Here is a 13,800-nt window from a genome sequence, read left to right as displayed (position 1 = left end):
TCTCAAAAAATGAAATGACTGTGCTTTGAATGGACGCCAATATCGACCTCGCTGCGCTGCGCGTCTTTCTGCAGGTCGCCGAGCTGGCCCATTTCAGTCGCGCGGCTGATGAGCTGGGGCTGCCCAAGGGACGGGTCAGCCAGGTTGTGCGCGAACTGGAGGCCCGACTGGGCAGCAGGCTGTTCCAGCGCACGACGCGGCGCGTCAGCCTGACCTCGGACGGCGAGCTACTTGCTGAGCGCGCCCGCAGCTTGCTGGCCGACGCCAGCGAGATCGAGGCGCTGTTCCAGCAGGACCGCCAGCTTGGCGGCCGCCTGCGGGTGGACATGCCAGTGCGGCTGGCGCTCGGCCGCGTGTTGCCTGCGCTGCCAGGCTTCCTTGCCGAGCATCCGGGGCTGCAGGTGGAGCTGAGCTGCTCGGACCGGCGCGTGGATCTGGTGGAGGAGGGGTTCGACTGCGTGCTGCGCGTGGGTGCAGTGCACGACCCGCTGCTGGTGGCCCGCCCGCTGGGGCGGGTAAGCCTGATCAACGTCGCCAGCCCCGCCTACTTGGCGGCTCGGGGCACGCCCCGCACTCCCGACGACCTGCTCGCCCAGGGCCATGCCCTGGTTCATTACAGCCAGACCTGGGCTGACCGCCGACCGCGCTTCGATTGGGTGGGAGGTGATGGCCGTCCGCACAGCGTGCATCTGCCGGCGCGGGTCAGCGTCAACCACACGGACGCCTATGAGGTGGCTGCGCTTGCCGGCATGGGTATCGTCCAGGCGCCGCACATCGGCCTGCAGGCGGCCTTGGCCCAGGGGCGGCTTGTGCGCGTTCTGGCGGGCTTCGAGCCGGCGCCGCTGCCAGTCAATCTGGTCATGAGCCAGCGCCGCCACACGCCTCGGCGCGTACGCGTCTTCATGGACTGGCTGGCCAGCCTGCTCGCGGCCGACCTGGACGACGACAATCCCCTCCCATCATGACCAACACCCTCATCCTCACCCGTCCGGACGACTGGCACCTGCACCTGCGCGACGAGGCCGCGCTCGCAAGCGTGCTGCCCTATACGGCGCAGCAGTTCGCGCGCGCCATCGTCATGCCCAACCTGCGCCCGCCGGTCACCGCCGCCGCGCAGGCCGTGGCCTACCGCGAGCGCATCCTGGCCGCGTTGCCCAAGGACGGCCCCGGTTCCGACTTCCAGCCGCTGATGACGCTCTACCTGACGGACAACACACCCGTCGATGAGATCAAGCGCGCCAAGGACGCTGGCGTCGTTGCGCTCAAGCTCTATCCGGCTGGTGCCACGACCAACAGTGATGCCGGCGTGACCGACCTGCGCAAGACGTACAAGACGCTGGAGGCCATGCAGCGCGAAGGACTGTTGCTGCTGGTGCATGGCGAGGTGACGGACGGCGACATCGACGTCTTCGATCGCGAGGCCGTGTTCGTCGAGCGTGTCATGAAGCCGCTGCGCGCGGCGATGCCGGAGCTCAAGGTCGTCTTCGAGCACATCACGACCAAGGACGCCGCGCAGTACGTGACCGAGGCCGACCGCTTCACGGCCGCCACCATCACGCCGCAGCACCTGCTCTACAACCGCAATGCCATCTTCACCGGCGGCCTGCGCCCGCACTACTACTGCCTGCCCGTGCTCAAGCGTGAGGAGCACCGCCAGGCGCTGCTGAAGGCCGCAGCCTCCGGCCTGCCGAAATTCTTCCTTGGCACCGATAGCGCGCCGCATGCGTCGGTGATGAAGGAGAACTCGGTCTGCGGCGCCGGTTGCTTCACGGCCATTTCGGCGCTGGAGCTGTACGCCGAGGCCTTCGAGGCCATCGGCGCGCTGGACAAACTTGACGCCTTCGCCGGCCACCATGGCCCCGATTTCTACGGCCTGCCGCGCAACCGCGGCACTGTCACGCTGCAGCGCCAACCCTGGACGCTGCCGGAGGCCGTGCCTTTCGGCGAGGCGCAACTCAAGCCGCTGCGCGGCGGTGAAACCCTGCAGTGGAAGCTGATCGCATGAACGACAACAAGAAAGTTGCCTTCCTCGTCGACTTCGACAACGTCGCCACCGACGTCATCGAGCAAGCGCTGAACGCCGTGTTCAAGGACTACGGCGCCGCCCACATCCGCCGCGCCTACTGCAACGCCGAGCAGGCGCTGCGTGAGCAGAGCTTCCTGAAACGGCTGGGTCTGCGCGCCATCGTCAACCTCGCCATCGGCAAGAACTCGACGGACATTGCGCTCGCCGCCGACGCGATGGACCTTGCCATTGCCGAGAAGCCTGACGTCATCGTGCTGGTGTCGTCAGACAGCGACTTTGCGCCGCTGGTGCTGCGCCTGCGTGAGAAGGGCGCCTGGCTGCGTGGCTTCGGTCAGTACGGCAAGACCGGCGACGGCGTCATCCAGATCTATGACCAATTCAACGAGCTGGCGCATGACAGCGGGCGCTCGTCGGCGAAGTCCGTGCCCAAGCCTGCGGCGAAGCGGGCGCCAGCCCGCAAGGCCACCGCTGCCAAACCAGCGGTGAAGAAGGGCGAACCGCCGAAGTCGGCGGCGCCTGCGCCGACTCCGGCACCCAAGCCAGCCGCTCCGGCGGCAGCTCCGGTGAGCTCCCCCGTGGCAGCGCCGATGCCGGCTGCCAAGGCCGCAGCGCCCGCCCAGGTCGCCAAGGCGGCCCCGGCCGCCCCGACCGTCAAGGCGGCCCCGCACCCCGTGGACGCCAACGTCGCCGCGGCCAAGGAAATCAACGCCGTGTTGAACCTGCTGCCCAAGCTGGCCGACGGCCAGTGGCACGACCTCGGCGCCGCTGCCAAGGTGCTGAAGGCGGCCGGCCTGCTGGCGAAGAATGCGCCGTCGACCAGGCTCTTTCGCAAGCACCCGCAGGCCTTCCAGCTGCAGCCGGAAAAGAATCCCAATCAGGTCCGCTTCGGCCACGGATGATCTGCCCCGACTGGGCGCTGCCCTGGTTCGCGCCCTACCGTGGCGTGGCCAGTCCGGTGCTCGCGCGGTTGGCGGCTGGCCAGCCAGTGCACCAAGCGTTGGGCCATGAACGCTTCGAGCCGGCCGGCCCGCTGGCCGCCGGCTACGAGCAGCACGTCGCCGCCACCGGCCGCGTGCCGACGCGGCATAACGCGCATGACCTTTTCAACGGCCTGGTCTGGCTGCGCTGCCCGGCGTTCAAGGCGGCACTGAACCGGGCTCACATTGCAGCGCCGCCGGCGCCGCCGGGCCGGCGCGGCCCGGTGCGCGACGCGCTGACGCTGCTCGACGAGAGCGGCCTGCTGCTGGTCGCGCCGGCGCCGCTCCAGCAGGCCTTGCGCGAGCAGGACTGGGGCACCCTCTTCATCACCCGGCGCGCACTGTGGCAGGAGACCCGCGCCCTCGTGGTGGGCCATGCGCTGCTGGAAAAGCTGCTCGCGCCGCGCCCGCCACTGTGTGCCCGCGTCCTCTTCGTGGCCGATGCCGAGGCGCCGCAACTGCCTGCGACCCTCTGCCCGGCCGACCTGCCGCCCCTGCCGGTGCTCGGCATTCCTGGCTGGTGGGCGCCGAATGCTGCTCACGGCTTCTACGCTGACGACCGGATTTTCCGCCCAAAGCGGCTAGCATCGGCGCCCGCCTAGGGAGGTTTCGCTTGTTGATGAAGTCCTGTTTGAAGCTGCTGACAGGTATGGCCCTCGCCGGCCTGGCTGCCTTCGCCGCCGCGCAGCCGGCGCCGCCCGTTGCTCCCCCCGCCGCAGCGCCCCAGGCCCAGCAGCCGCCCACCGTGTCCGCCAGCGCTCGGCGCCTGTACGAGCGCAGCAAAGGACAGCTGCTGCAGATCCGCACGCTGCTCAAGACCCAGGACAGCCAGGCCTCGGTGGGCTCGGGCTTTCTCGTCAGCGACGACGGTCACGTTGTCACCAACTACCACGTCATCAGCCAGTTCGCGCTGGAGCCCGACAGCTACCGACTGCGCTACGCGACGACCGATGGCCAGAGCGGCGCGCTGGAGCTGCTGGACTTCGATGCCCGCCGCGACCTGGCGTTGCTGCGTGCCGTCGATGACGGCAAAGGCGGGGGGCTGAGGGGCCGCGGCGCGCTGGGTTTCAGGCCGCAGAGCCAGCCACTGGCCAAGGGCGAGCGCATTTACTCCATGGGCAACCCGCACGACGTCGCCTTCGCCGTCGTCGAGGGCAATTACAACGGCCTGGTGGAGCGTAGCTTCGACCCGCTGATCTACTACGCTGGCGGCATCAACCCCGGCATGAGTGGTGGCCCGGTGCTGGACGAGGACGGCTTGGTCGTTGGCGTCAACGTGTCCACGCTGCTTTTCGCGCAGCAGGTCAGCTTCCTGGTGCCCGGCGAGTTCGCGGAAGGGTTGGTCAAGCGCAGCCTCGCCGCCAAGCCGATTCGCACCGCGGCCTGGAGCCGGCTGCGCGACCAGCTCACCAGGTACCAGGACGAACTCGTCACCCGCTTCCTGGCTCTGCCCTGGGAGAGTGCCAACAACGACCGTTACCGCCTGCCGGTGCCCAAGCAGGACTTCATGCGCTGCTGGGGACGGGGCACGCCCGCCGACACCAAGGGCCTGGACTTTGAGCGTTCGCAATGCCGCATGGACCATCCGCTCTTCGTGGGCGGGAACCTGCAGACCGGCTGGCTGGACATGTCCCACGAGGCCTATGACGGCAGCAAGCTCGGCGCGCTGCGTTTCGCGCGCCAGTATTCGGGCAGCTTCCGCAACGAGCGACTGGGACAGGCCGACAAGTCGCGTACCGCGCCTTATTGCAAGGAGCAGTTCGTTGACCGCGACGGCCTGCCATTGCGTGCCGTCGTCTGCCTGCGCGCCTACCGCAAGCTGGAGGGGTTGCACGACCTCAGTGTCCTTGTGACGACGGTGGATGCCGCCAAGGAAGGCGCGCTGGGCCGCTTCGACGCCCGTGGCGTCAGCTTCGACAACGCGCTCAAGCTTGCGGCGCACTACCTGGAGGGCTTCGCGTGGACGAACAGCAGCAAGGCCAAGTGATGGCGGACGCCCCGGTGGCGCCGGCATCGGCCGTCGTCGAGCTGCTGGGCCGCGACGGCCGCGCCACCCTGGTGCAGCGTGTGACGAGGTGGCCGGTGCGCATCGGCCGCTCGCCCGGCTGCGACATCGTGCTGGACGACGGCCACCTCGCCGCCGAGCATGCGGAACTCCACCTCGCGCCGGGCGGAGGCGTGCTGCTGAAACTGCTGGAAAGCCGCAACGGCGGCCACGTCGGCCGGCAGCGCATGGTTGCCGGCGACGAAGCCCCGTTGCCCGCGGGCGGTGTCTTCCAACTGGCCGGCTGCTCGCTGCGCCTGCGCACTACCGATGACAGGCTGGCGCCGGAGCACCTGCTCATCGTCGACAAGACGCGCCACTGGGCATTGGTGCCGCTGCTGCTGGTGTCGATGCTGTTCTTCCAGTGGGTGGATCGCTGGAGCGCCGTCGACCCCGACGCGCGCTGGGTGGACTATGCGTCGCCGCTGCTGGCTCCGCTTGCCTTCGTGCTCGCCTGGGCAGGGTTGTGGTCGCTGGCCAGCCAGCTGTTCCGGCATCGTTTCCCGTTCACGACGCATCTGCGCCGCGCCCTGGTCGTCGTCGTGGTGCTGCAGGTGCTGGACTGGACCCTGCCGGCAATCGCCTACGCTGTGTCCTGGCCGCGCCTGTTGGCCCTGGAGTCGCTGGCAACGCCCGTGGGTGCTGCGGTGCTGGTCGCCTGGCATTCACGTCTCGTTTGGCCGGGTGCGCGGCGGACGTTGAACGGCGGCATCGTGGCCTTGCTGCTGCTGGGCCTGGGCCTGCAGGTTGGCAGCCGTCAGGAGCAGCAATACGTCTTCGGTCCGCCCTACCTCGCCAGCCTGCCCCCGCCGGCTCTGCGCCTCGTGTCGCCCAAGCCGCCCGAAACCCTCATCGAATCGCTGAAGCCGCTGAAGGCTGAACTGGCCAAGCAGGCCCGCAAGGACAACGAGGGCTTCGAGGAAGATCCAAGCGGCGAGTAGCTGCCGCCGGCCCTGCGCGGGAGCGCTCAGTTCTGAGGCAGAAAGCCCTCGACGGACAGGTAGCGCTCGCCGGTGTCGTAATTGAAGCCCAGCACGCGCGCATTCGCGGGCAGCTCGGGCAGCTTCTTCGCGATGGCGGCCAGTGTTGCGCCGCTGGAGATGCCCACCAGCAGCCCTTCTTCGCGGGCGCAGCGGCGGGCGTACTCGCGCGCGGCCTCGGCCTCGACCTGGATGACGCCGTCAAGCAGCGCGGTGTCCAGCACAGCCGGGATGAAGCCGGCGCCTATACCCTGGATGGGGTGGGGGCTGGGCTGGCCGCCACTGATGACCGGCGAGGCGCTGGGCTCCACGGCGTAGACCTTGAGCCCGGGCCAGGCGGCCTTCAGCACCTGGGCGCAGCCAGTGATGTGGCCGCCGGTGCCCACGCCCGTGATCAACACGTCCAGACCTTCGGGGAAGTCGCGCAGGATCTCCTGCGCTGTCGCCTTGACGTGGATGGCCGGGTTGGCTGCGTTCTCGAACTGCTGCGGCATCCATGAGCCGGGGTGCTGCTCCAGCAGCTCGCGGGCTCGGGCGATGGCGCCCTTCATGCCCTTCTCGCGAGGCGTCAGGTCGAAGCTTGCGCCGTAGGCCAGCATCAGGCGGCGGCGCTCGACGCTCATGCTGTCGGGCATCACGAGGATGAGCTTGTAGCCCTTCACGGCCGCAACCATGGCCAGGCCTACGCCGGTGTTGCCGGAGGTCGGCTCAATGATGGTGCCGCCGGGCTTGAGCAGGCCTTGCGCCTCGGCGTCTTCGATCATGGATAGCGCAATGCGGTCCTTGATCGAGCCGCCCGGGTTGCTGCGCTCGGACTTGATCCAGACTTCGTTGGCGCCGAACAGGCGCTGCACGCGGATGTGGGGGGTGTTGCCGATGGTGTCGAGGATGCTGGCGGCTTTCATTCGCGTTCCCTGGGGCAGTGCTGAGATAATCGCTAGTGTGAAGCAAGCCAGACCGCCGCTGGGGCAAGCATGGAAACATGGCCCTGGAGGAAGGTCCGGACTGCATAGAGCGGCGTAGCAGCTAACGGCTGCCCGGCGTAAGCCGAGGATCAGAGCAACAGAGACGAGCCGGTTAAGTCCGGGTGAAACGGGCAATCTCTACGCGCAGCAACACCAAGTAGGCCAGCGTCGATGCGGCTCGCAGAGCTGGCGGGTAGGTGGCACCGAGCCGGGCAGTGATGTCCGGCCCAGAGGAATGGCGGTCACGCCGTCCGAACCGCAAGGGGAGGGCGGTGCACAGAATCCGGCCTATCGGCTTGCTTCACTCTTTCTTTCGCTTCCCCTTCCCGCATCCTTTTTTCCTCGCCAAGCGCGTTTGCAGCGGCTAGATTCACGCTTTAACGACGTTAGCCCCATCGCGACGTCGTGCCACTCCATGCCTGGCGCCGCGCGGCGCAGCCGCCGCCCCGGGCCGGGCGGCCATCGAATCTTCCACGGTGCTCGAAGTGCCCGAATCGAGTGCTGGGTTCAGGCTTCGGGCGACATCAAGGGGAGTGTTGCGATGAAGTTGAGCAATCTGCGTTTGCGCTCCAAGCTGATGCTGGGCTTCGCCCTGCTGGCGGCTGTCGTGCTGCTGGTGTCGGGCCTGGCGTTGAACTCACTGAGCCGATCCAACGGCCGCTTCACCGGCTACCTGGAGGGCGTCGGCGAGCGTGAGAGCCTGGTCAACGACGTGCGTGGGGCGGCGTCTCGGCGGGCCATTGCGGCGCGCAACCTGGTGCTGGTGACGACGCCGGCCGACCGTGACCTTGAGAAGGCGGCCGTCACCCGGGCGCACGAGGACATGGGGCGGGTCATGGCCGCGCTCAAGCAGGCGGTGGCCCAGGCGGGCGACCTGGGCGAGCGCGATGCTGCCCTGGTGGCCGACATGGAACGTATCGAGGCCCAGTACGGCCCGGTGGCCCTGGCCATCGTTGGCATGGCGCTGGACGGCAAGCGCGACGAGGCGATCGCCAAGATGAACGGCGAGTGCCGTCCGTTGCTCGCTGCGCTGTTGAAGGCCACCGAGGACTACCTCGCCTACGAGGGGCGCGAGTCTCTTGCGCGCGTGCGCCAGACCGAGGTTGCCTATGGCCGCGACCGCGCGGTGATGGCGAGTGCCAGCGTCGCGGCTGTGGCTGCCGCGGTACTGCTGGGCTGGGCGCTGAGCAATGCCGTTACGCGGCCGCTGGAGCGGGCCGTGCGGCTGGCCGAGGCGGTAGCCTCGGGCGACTTGAGTTCGGACATCGTCGTCGACCGTGACGACGAGACTGGCCAGCTGCTGGCCGCTCTCAAGCGCATGAACGACGGCCTGGTGGACATGGTGGGGCGTGTGCGCCAGTCGGCGGACAGCATCGCCACCGCGTCGCAGCAGATTGCGACAGGCAACCATGATCTGTCCAGCCGCACCGAGCGGCAGGCCAGCGCGCTGCAGCAGACTGCGGCGTCCATGCAGGAGATGACGTCCACGGTGCAGCAGGCTGCCGAGAACTCCCGCCAGGCCAGCCCGCTGGCCACCGCCGCGACCGAGGTGGCGGGGCGTGGCGGCGACGTCGTGCAGCGCGTCGTGACCACCATGGGCGAGATCAGCGATTCCAGTCGCCGCATCGCCGACATCATTGGCACCATTGATGGGATCGCCTTCCAGACCAACATCCTGGCGCTGAACGCGGCAGTGGAGGCTGCGCGGGCCGGAGAGCAGGGGCGCGGCTTTGCCGTCGTGGCCGGCGAGGTGCGTGCCCTGGCCCAGCGCAGTGCGCAGGCGGCGCGCGAGATCAAGGGACTGATCGGCGCCAGCGTCGAGAAAGTCCATGCCGGCAGTCAGCTCGTCGGCGAGGCCGGCGCGACCATGGGCGACATCGTCAGCCAGGTGCGCCGCATGACGGACCTGATGGCCGAGATCAACGCCGCTGCCACCGAGCAAAGCAGCGGCATCGGCCAGGTCAACCAGGCGGTCGCATCCATCGACCAGGGCACACAGCAGAACGCCGCACTGGTCGAGCAGAGTGCCGCTGCGGCCGAGAGCTTGCGGCAGCAGGCTGCCGGCCTGCTCGACGTCATCGCGCAGTTCAAGACGGCGCAGTCGCGACACGGTTTTGCGTGAGGCGAGCCGCAACCCCACGCAGGCACGCGTGGGGGCGGGTCGATACACTGGGCGGCCGCCGCAACCCGTGGCTGCCTGCCTGTCCACCCGACCGCCCCGATGAATCCTGACGCCAGCCGCCTGTGGCGCGCGCCCCGCTGGGCCCTGTCCGTTCTGCTGGCCTGCCTGGCCATGGTCGGCCCCTTCTCCATCGATACCTACCTGCCGGCCTTCGCCGGCATTGCTGAGGCGCTTGATGCGACGCCGGTGGAGATGCAGCAGACGCTGTCGGCCTACCTGCTGGGCTTTGCCTTCATGAATCTCTTCCACGGTGCGCTGTCGGACTGCTTCGGCCGCCGGCCTGTCGTGCTGGTCGGCCTGGCCGTCTTCACAGGGGCCAGCATCGGCTGCGCGGTGGCAAGCTCCATCGGCCAGTTGGTGTTCTGGCGCACGGTGCAAGGCATGTCGGCCGGCGCGGGCATTGTCGTGTCGCGGGCCATCATCCGCGACATGTTCCCGCCCGCGGACGCGCAGCGGGTGATGTCGCAGGTGACGCTGTTCTTCGGCGTTGCGCCGGCCATCGCGCCCATGGTGGGCGGTTTCCTCTTCGTGCACGCCGACTGGCACTCGATCTTCTGGTTCTTGACGGCGGTTTCTGCGGCGCTGCTGGTGTCCAACTGGCGGCTGTTGCCTGAGACGCTGCATCCCAACCTGGTCCAGCCCTTCCACGTCGGTGCGCTGATGCGCGAGTACTGGCGGTTGTGCACCAGCAAGCGCTTCATGATGCTGGTGCTGGCCAGCGGAATCCCGTTCAACGGCATGTTCCTCTACGTGCTGGCCACGCCGGTGTTCCTGGGCGACCATCTGCAGTTCGCGCCGACGCAGTTCTTCTGGTTCTTTCTGTGCACTATCGGCGGCATCATGGCCGGCGCCGCCGTCAGCGGCCGGCTGGCCGGCAAGATGTCGCCGCAGCGCCAGATCATGCGGGGCTTCCGCATCATGGTGGCGGTTTCGGCCGTCAACATTGCGCTCAATCTGGTCGCGCCGCTGAACGCCTTCTGGGCGCTGCCACTGATCGGCCTGTTCTCCTTTGGGTGGGCGATGATGGTGCCGGTCGTCACGCTGCTGGTGCTGGATCAGGTGCCTGAGCGCCGCGGGATGGCCTCATCGCTGCAAGCCTGCATTGGTTCGGCGGCCAACGGCCTCGTCGCGGGCCTGCTGGTGCCGCTGGTCATGCATTCAACGGTGGCCCTGGCGCTTACGTCCGCAGGGTTGATGCTGATCGGCCTGGTGGCTTGGTACGGCGTCAGGCGCTCGATCGCTGCCTGATGTGCCGCTCAAGCTCGCGGCTAGCCTGCCGAAAATGACCGGCATGAAAACGCGCGTGACTCTCTCCGCCTGCCTGCTCGCGCTTGCTGCTCAGGCCCAGGAGCCCAAGGAGCCTGTCGAGGTGCTGCGCCAGCGCCTGGCGGAGCGGCTGGCGACTCCGGTCGAAGGCCTTGCCACCGCCCGGCCTGCGGCCAAGGCCGCACGGACGCCCAAGGCCGAGACGCCCAAGCCCATGCATTGGGGCTATGCGGGAGAGGTTGGGCCGGAGCATTGGGCCGAGCTGGCGCCCGAGAACCGGCTCTGCGCCATCGGCACGCGCCAGAGCCCCATCGACATTCGCGAGGGGCTGGCCGTCGATCTGGAACCCATCGCCTTCGACTATCGGCCCGGCAGCTTCTCGGTGCTGGACAACGGCCACACCATCCAGGTCGACGTCGCGCCGGGCAATGGGCTTACCGTCATGGGCCGGCGCTACGAGCTGCAGCAGTTCCATTTCCACCGCCCCAGCGAGGAGCGCGTCAACGGCAAGCAGTTCGACATGGTGGCCCATCTCGTGCATCGGGATGCCCAGGGCCGGCTGGCCGTGGTCGCGGTGCTGCTGGAGCGGGGGCGCGATGACAAGGCCCATCCCATCATCCAGACCGTCTGGGGCAACCTGCCTCTGGAAAAGGGCGAGGCGCTTCCGGCCCAGGCGCTCATCGACCTGAACCAGCTGCTGCCCGACGAGCGGGGCTACTACACCTACATGGGCTCGCTGACGACCCCGCCCTGCAGCGAGGGCGTTCTGTGGATGGTGCTGCGCCAGCCGGTCGCGCTGTCGGGCCAACAGCTCGACGTCTTTGCCCGCCTCTACCCGATGAACGCACGGCCGTTGCAGGCTGGCTCCGGCCGGGTCATCAAGGAGTCGCTGGGCGGTCCCTGACGGCACCAGGGCGGCCCGCGGCCGTCGTGCGCGACCCTGACAGCCAGTCGTAGAGCGTCGCGAACAGTTGCTCGGCGACGACGGGCTTGGCGACATGGTCGTCCATGCCGGCATCCAGGCAGCGCCGGCGCTCCTCATCGAAGGCATTGGCCGTCATGGCCAGGATGGGCAGCGTGGCGCCCTGGGGCAGCCGACGGATCGCCCGGGTCGCGTCAAGGCCGTCCATGACGGGCATCTGCACGTCCATCAGTACGAGGGCATAGTCGCCGGCCTTGACCATCTCGATGGCCTGGCGGCCGTCCACGGCCACGTCCACGGCCAGCCCGGCACTGCCGATGAGGGCGACGGCCACCTCCTGGTTGACCGGGTTGTCCTCGGCCAGCAGGATGCGGCGCGGCTCCGTCCTGGCCAGTCCGGCCAGCCGTTCGCGCGCCGAGTGCGGCCGCGGCGCTGGCGTGGCCGTCGAGGGGGTGTAAGCCGCAGCTTCGACGTTGAGCGTGAACCAGAAGCTGCTGCCGCGACCCAGTTCGCTGTCGACACCGACGCTGCCACCCATCAGCGCGGCCAGGCGACGGCAGATGGCCAGGCCCAGGCCGGTGCCGCCGTAGCGGCGCGTCGTTGAGCTGTCGGCCTGCTCGAAGTCACGGAAGAGGCGGGCCTGCGCCTCGGGCGCGATGCCGATGCCACTGTCCTCCACCTCGAAGCGCAGCGCCAGTCCGGGGCCGGTTCCGCCCTCGGCCAGCCGTGCGCTCAGGCGCACGAAACCCGTGTCTGTGAACTTGACTGCGTTGCCGGCGAAGTTCAGGAGCACTTCAGAGATGCGCTGCGGGTCGCCGATCAGCGCCCGCCCGCGCAGGGCCGGCGCGATGTCGGTCTCGACGCGCAGGCGCTTGGCGGCGGCAGCCTGCGTCGTCATGTTGGCGATGTTGTCCAGCACTTGGTCGACGGTGAACTCGCGTCGCTCCAGCTGGACCTTGCCAGCCTCGATCTTGGAGAAGTCCAGCACGTTGTTGATGACGCTGAGCAGGTGTTCGGCGGCATCGGCGACCTTCTGCAGCCGCTGCTGCTGCTCGGGTTCGATGGTGTCGCTCTGGGCAAGATAGGTCAGGCCGATGATGGCGTTCATCGGCGTGCGTATCTCGTGGCTCATGTTGGCGAGGAAGGCGCTCTTGGCGAGGCTGGCTGCTTGCGCCGCCTGGGTGGCCTCGGCCAGTTCGGCCGTACGCGCCTCGACCAGTTCCTCCAGGTGATGGCGGTAGCGCTCCAGTTCCAGCGCGTCTCGGCGCTGGCGCGAGATGTCGGTCAGGAAGCCATGCCACAGCACGCTGCCGTCGGCCTCGCGCTGGGCGATGGCGTTGCCGTACAGCCAGCGCTCGCCGCCATCGGCCTGGGGGGTGCGGAATTCCTGCTGCCAGGGGCTGAGGTTGCGGGCCGAGGCGAGCAGGCTTTCGCGCACGATGGCGCGGTCGTCAGGGTGGATGCGCTCGAACCAGGGGGCGGCGCTGCGGCTGAGTTCTGCGCTGCCGAGCAGGAAGTACTCGCGCACGGCTTCGCTGACGTAGGCGAAGCTGAACTCGCCGCTGACGGCCAAGCGCAGCTGGTAGACGACGCCGGGCACGGTCTCGGACATGCCGCGCAGTCGCTCAATGAGGTGGCGCTGCGCGTCGAACTGCTGCTGAAGCGCGTCGCGCATGTGCTCCAGGTGGCTGCCCAACTGGCCGATCTCGTCATCGCGCCGGTGCTCCAGCTTGGCGCTGAAACGACCTTCGGCGAGGTCGTTGGCGAAGCCGCCCAGCTCGCGCAACGGGCGAAACAGCCGCGAATTCAGCAGCCACAGCACCAGCGCGAGCGAGGCCAGCAACTGGCCGCCGACGGTCGCGCCGTAGAGCCAGCGCTGGCGCAGCACGGCAGCCGTGCTGAGGTGGTCGTCGATCTCGATCTGGATGTGGCCGATGCGTGTGGCGCCACGCAGGATATCCCGCCCGCCGGTCAGCGTCTGGCCCAGTCGGCGTTCGGGAAGGTGGTTCTCGATGAAGGGAAGGCCTTGCGACGCGTCGTTGACGCTGACGCGCACGACCTCAGGCGACTTGACGATGGCCGATACCACCTCGCGTGCCGCGACGGCATCCAGGTTCCATAGCAGCTCGGGCAGGCTGCTAGCCAGCACGTCCAGCTTTGCATCCAGGTCACGCTGCAGGGACTGCTCGGCCACCCTGGATTCGCGCAGCCCGATGAAGAGGCCGCCGACGATGAGTGCCGGCAGCAGCAGGCCGATGCTGGCGCCCAAGGCCAGGGCGGCGAAGAGCGAGGATGAGTGCTGGCGGCTCAAGATGCAGTCACGCCGGCATGAGGCAGGCGCGCGCCCCGACGCACTCGGGTCGTCCCTGGCCCGTTTTTTCGGGGGGCGGTGAGGCGTCGACGATAGGCCGCGATGGCCTCGACCATCGGCTCGGCGT

General features: G+C 68.6%; 11 protein-coding genes and 1 other RNA gene. 10 read left to right on the top strand and 2 right to left on the bottom strand.

What is annotated here, in order from left to right:
* Positions 1-29: 29 nt before the first annotated feature.
* The 6 genes from QM732_RS19295 to QM732_RS19270 are packed head-to-tail and all read left to right on the top strand — an operon-like array spanning position 30 to position 5,988.
* Entirely contained in the window at positions 30-965 is a 936-nt protein-coding gene (locus QM732_RS19295; protein WP_415657713.1) for a LysR substrate-binding domain-containing protein, read from the top strand.
* Positions 962-2,005, top strand: coding sequence for a dihydroorotase (gene pyrC, locus QM732_RS19290; protein WP_415657712.1), 1,044 nt, complete (start codon positions 962-964; stop codon positions 2,003-2,005). Before QM732_RS19295 ends, pyrC begins: the two co-directional genes overlap by 4 nt.
* Positions 2,002-2,925 (top strand): NYN domain-containing protein, encoded by a 924-nt coding sequence (locus QM732_RS19285; RefSeq protein WP_415657711.1) that lies wholly within the window; start codon positions 2,002-2,004, stop codon positions 2,923-2,925. The genes pyrC and QM732_RS19285 overlap by 4 nt, the downstream gene beginning before the upstream one ends.
* Positions 2,922-3,605: a DUF3025 domain-containing protein gene (locus tag QM732_RS19280; RefSeq protein WP_415657710.1), complete on the top strand. Its 684-nt coding sequence runs from the start codon at positions 2,922-2,924 to the stop codon at positions 3,603-3,605. The genes QM732_RS19285 and QM732_RS19280 overlap by 4 nt, the downstream gene beginning before the upstream one ends.
* 17 nt (positions 3,606-3,622) lie before the next feature.
* Entirely contained in the window at positions 3,623-4,990 is a 1,368-nt protein-coding gene (locus QM732_RS19275; RefSeq protein WP_415657709.1) for a S1 family peptidase, read from the top strand.
* On the top strand, positions 4,963-5,988 hold the full coding sequence (locus tag QM732_RS19270; RefSeq protein WP_415657708.1) for an FHA domain-containing protein: 1,026 nt from the start codon (positions 4,963-4,965) through the stop codon (positions 5,986-5,988). Before QM732_RS19275 ends, QM732_RS19270 begins: the two co-directional genes overlap by 28 nt.
* Positions 5,989-6,014: 26 nt before the next feature.
* Here the strand turns inward: QM732_RS19270 and cysK are convergent, their stop codons facing one another.
* Positions 6,015-6,932, bottom strand: coding sequence for a cysteine synthase A (gene cysK, locus QM732_RS19265; RefSeq protein WP_415657707.1), 918 nt, complete (start codon positions 6,930-6,932; stop codon positions 6,015-6,017).
* Positions 6,933-6,971: 39 nt separating this feature from the next.
* On the opposite strand from cysK, the gene rnpB reads away from it, so the two are divergent.
* From rnpB to QM732_RS19245, 4 genes are all read left to right on the top strand, one after another.
* Positions 6,972-7,299: RNase P RNA component class A (rnpB, locus tag QM732_RS19260), an RNA gene on the top strand.
* A 234-nt stretch (positions 7,300-7,533) separates the two neighbouring features.
* Positions 7,534-9,114 carry a methyl-accepting chemotaxis protein gene (locus tag QM732_RS19255; protein ID WP_415657706.1) on the top strand — a complete coding sequence of 527 codons (1,581 nt, stop codon included), beginning with the start codon at positions 7,534-7,536 and terminating at the stop codon, positions 9,112-9,114.
* A gap of 99 nt (positions 9,115-9,213) precedes the next feature.
* On the top strand, positions 9,214-10,422 hold the full coding sequence (locus tag QM732_RS19250) for a multidrug effflux MFS transporter (protein WP_415657705.1): 1,209 nt from the start codon (positions 9,214-9,216) through the stop codon (positions 10,420-10,422).
* 43 nt (positions 10,423-10,465) lie between these two features.
* Positions 10,466-11,344 carry a carbonic anhydrase gene (locus QM732_RS19245; protein WP_415657704.1) on the top strand — a complete coding sequence of 293 codons (879 nt, stop codon included), beginning with the start codon at positions 10,466-10,468 and terminating at the stop codon, positions 11,342-11,344.
* On the opposite strand, the gene QM732_RS19240 is transcribed toward QM732_RS19245, so the two are convergent.
* Positions 11,319-13,673, bottom strand: coding sequence for an ATP-binding protein (locus QM732_RS19240; protein ID WP_415657703.1), 2,355 nt, complete (start codon positions 13,671-13,673; stop codon positions 11,319-11,321). The two genes, QM732_RS19245 and QM732_RS19240, sit on opposite strands and share 26 nt — an antisense overlap.
* Positions 13,674-13,800 lie beyond the last annotated feature (127 nt).

Origin of the sequence: Roseateles sp. (assembly GCF_047654805.1) — a bacterium.
Lineage (GTDB): Bacteria > Pseudomonadota > Gammaproteobacteria > Burkholderiales > Burkholderiaceae_C > Pelomonas.
The sequence above is the reverse complement of the archived record's forward strand: the minus strand, read 5'-3'. Positions and strand labels throughout refer to the sequence as shown.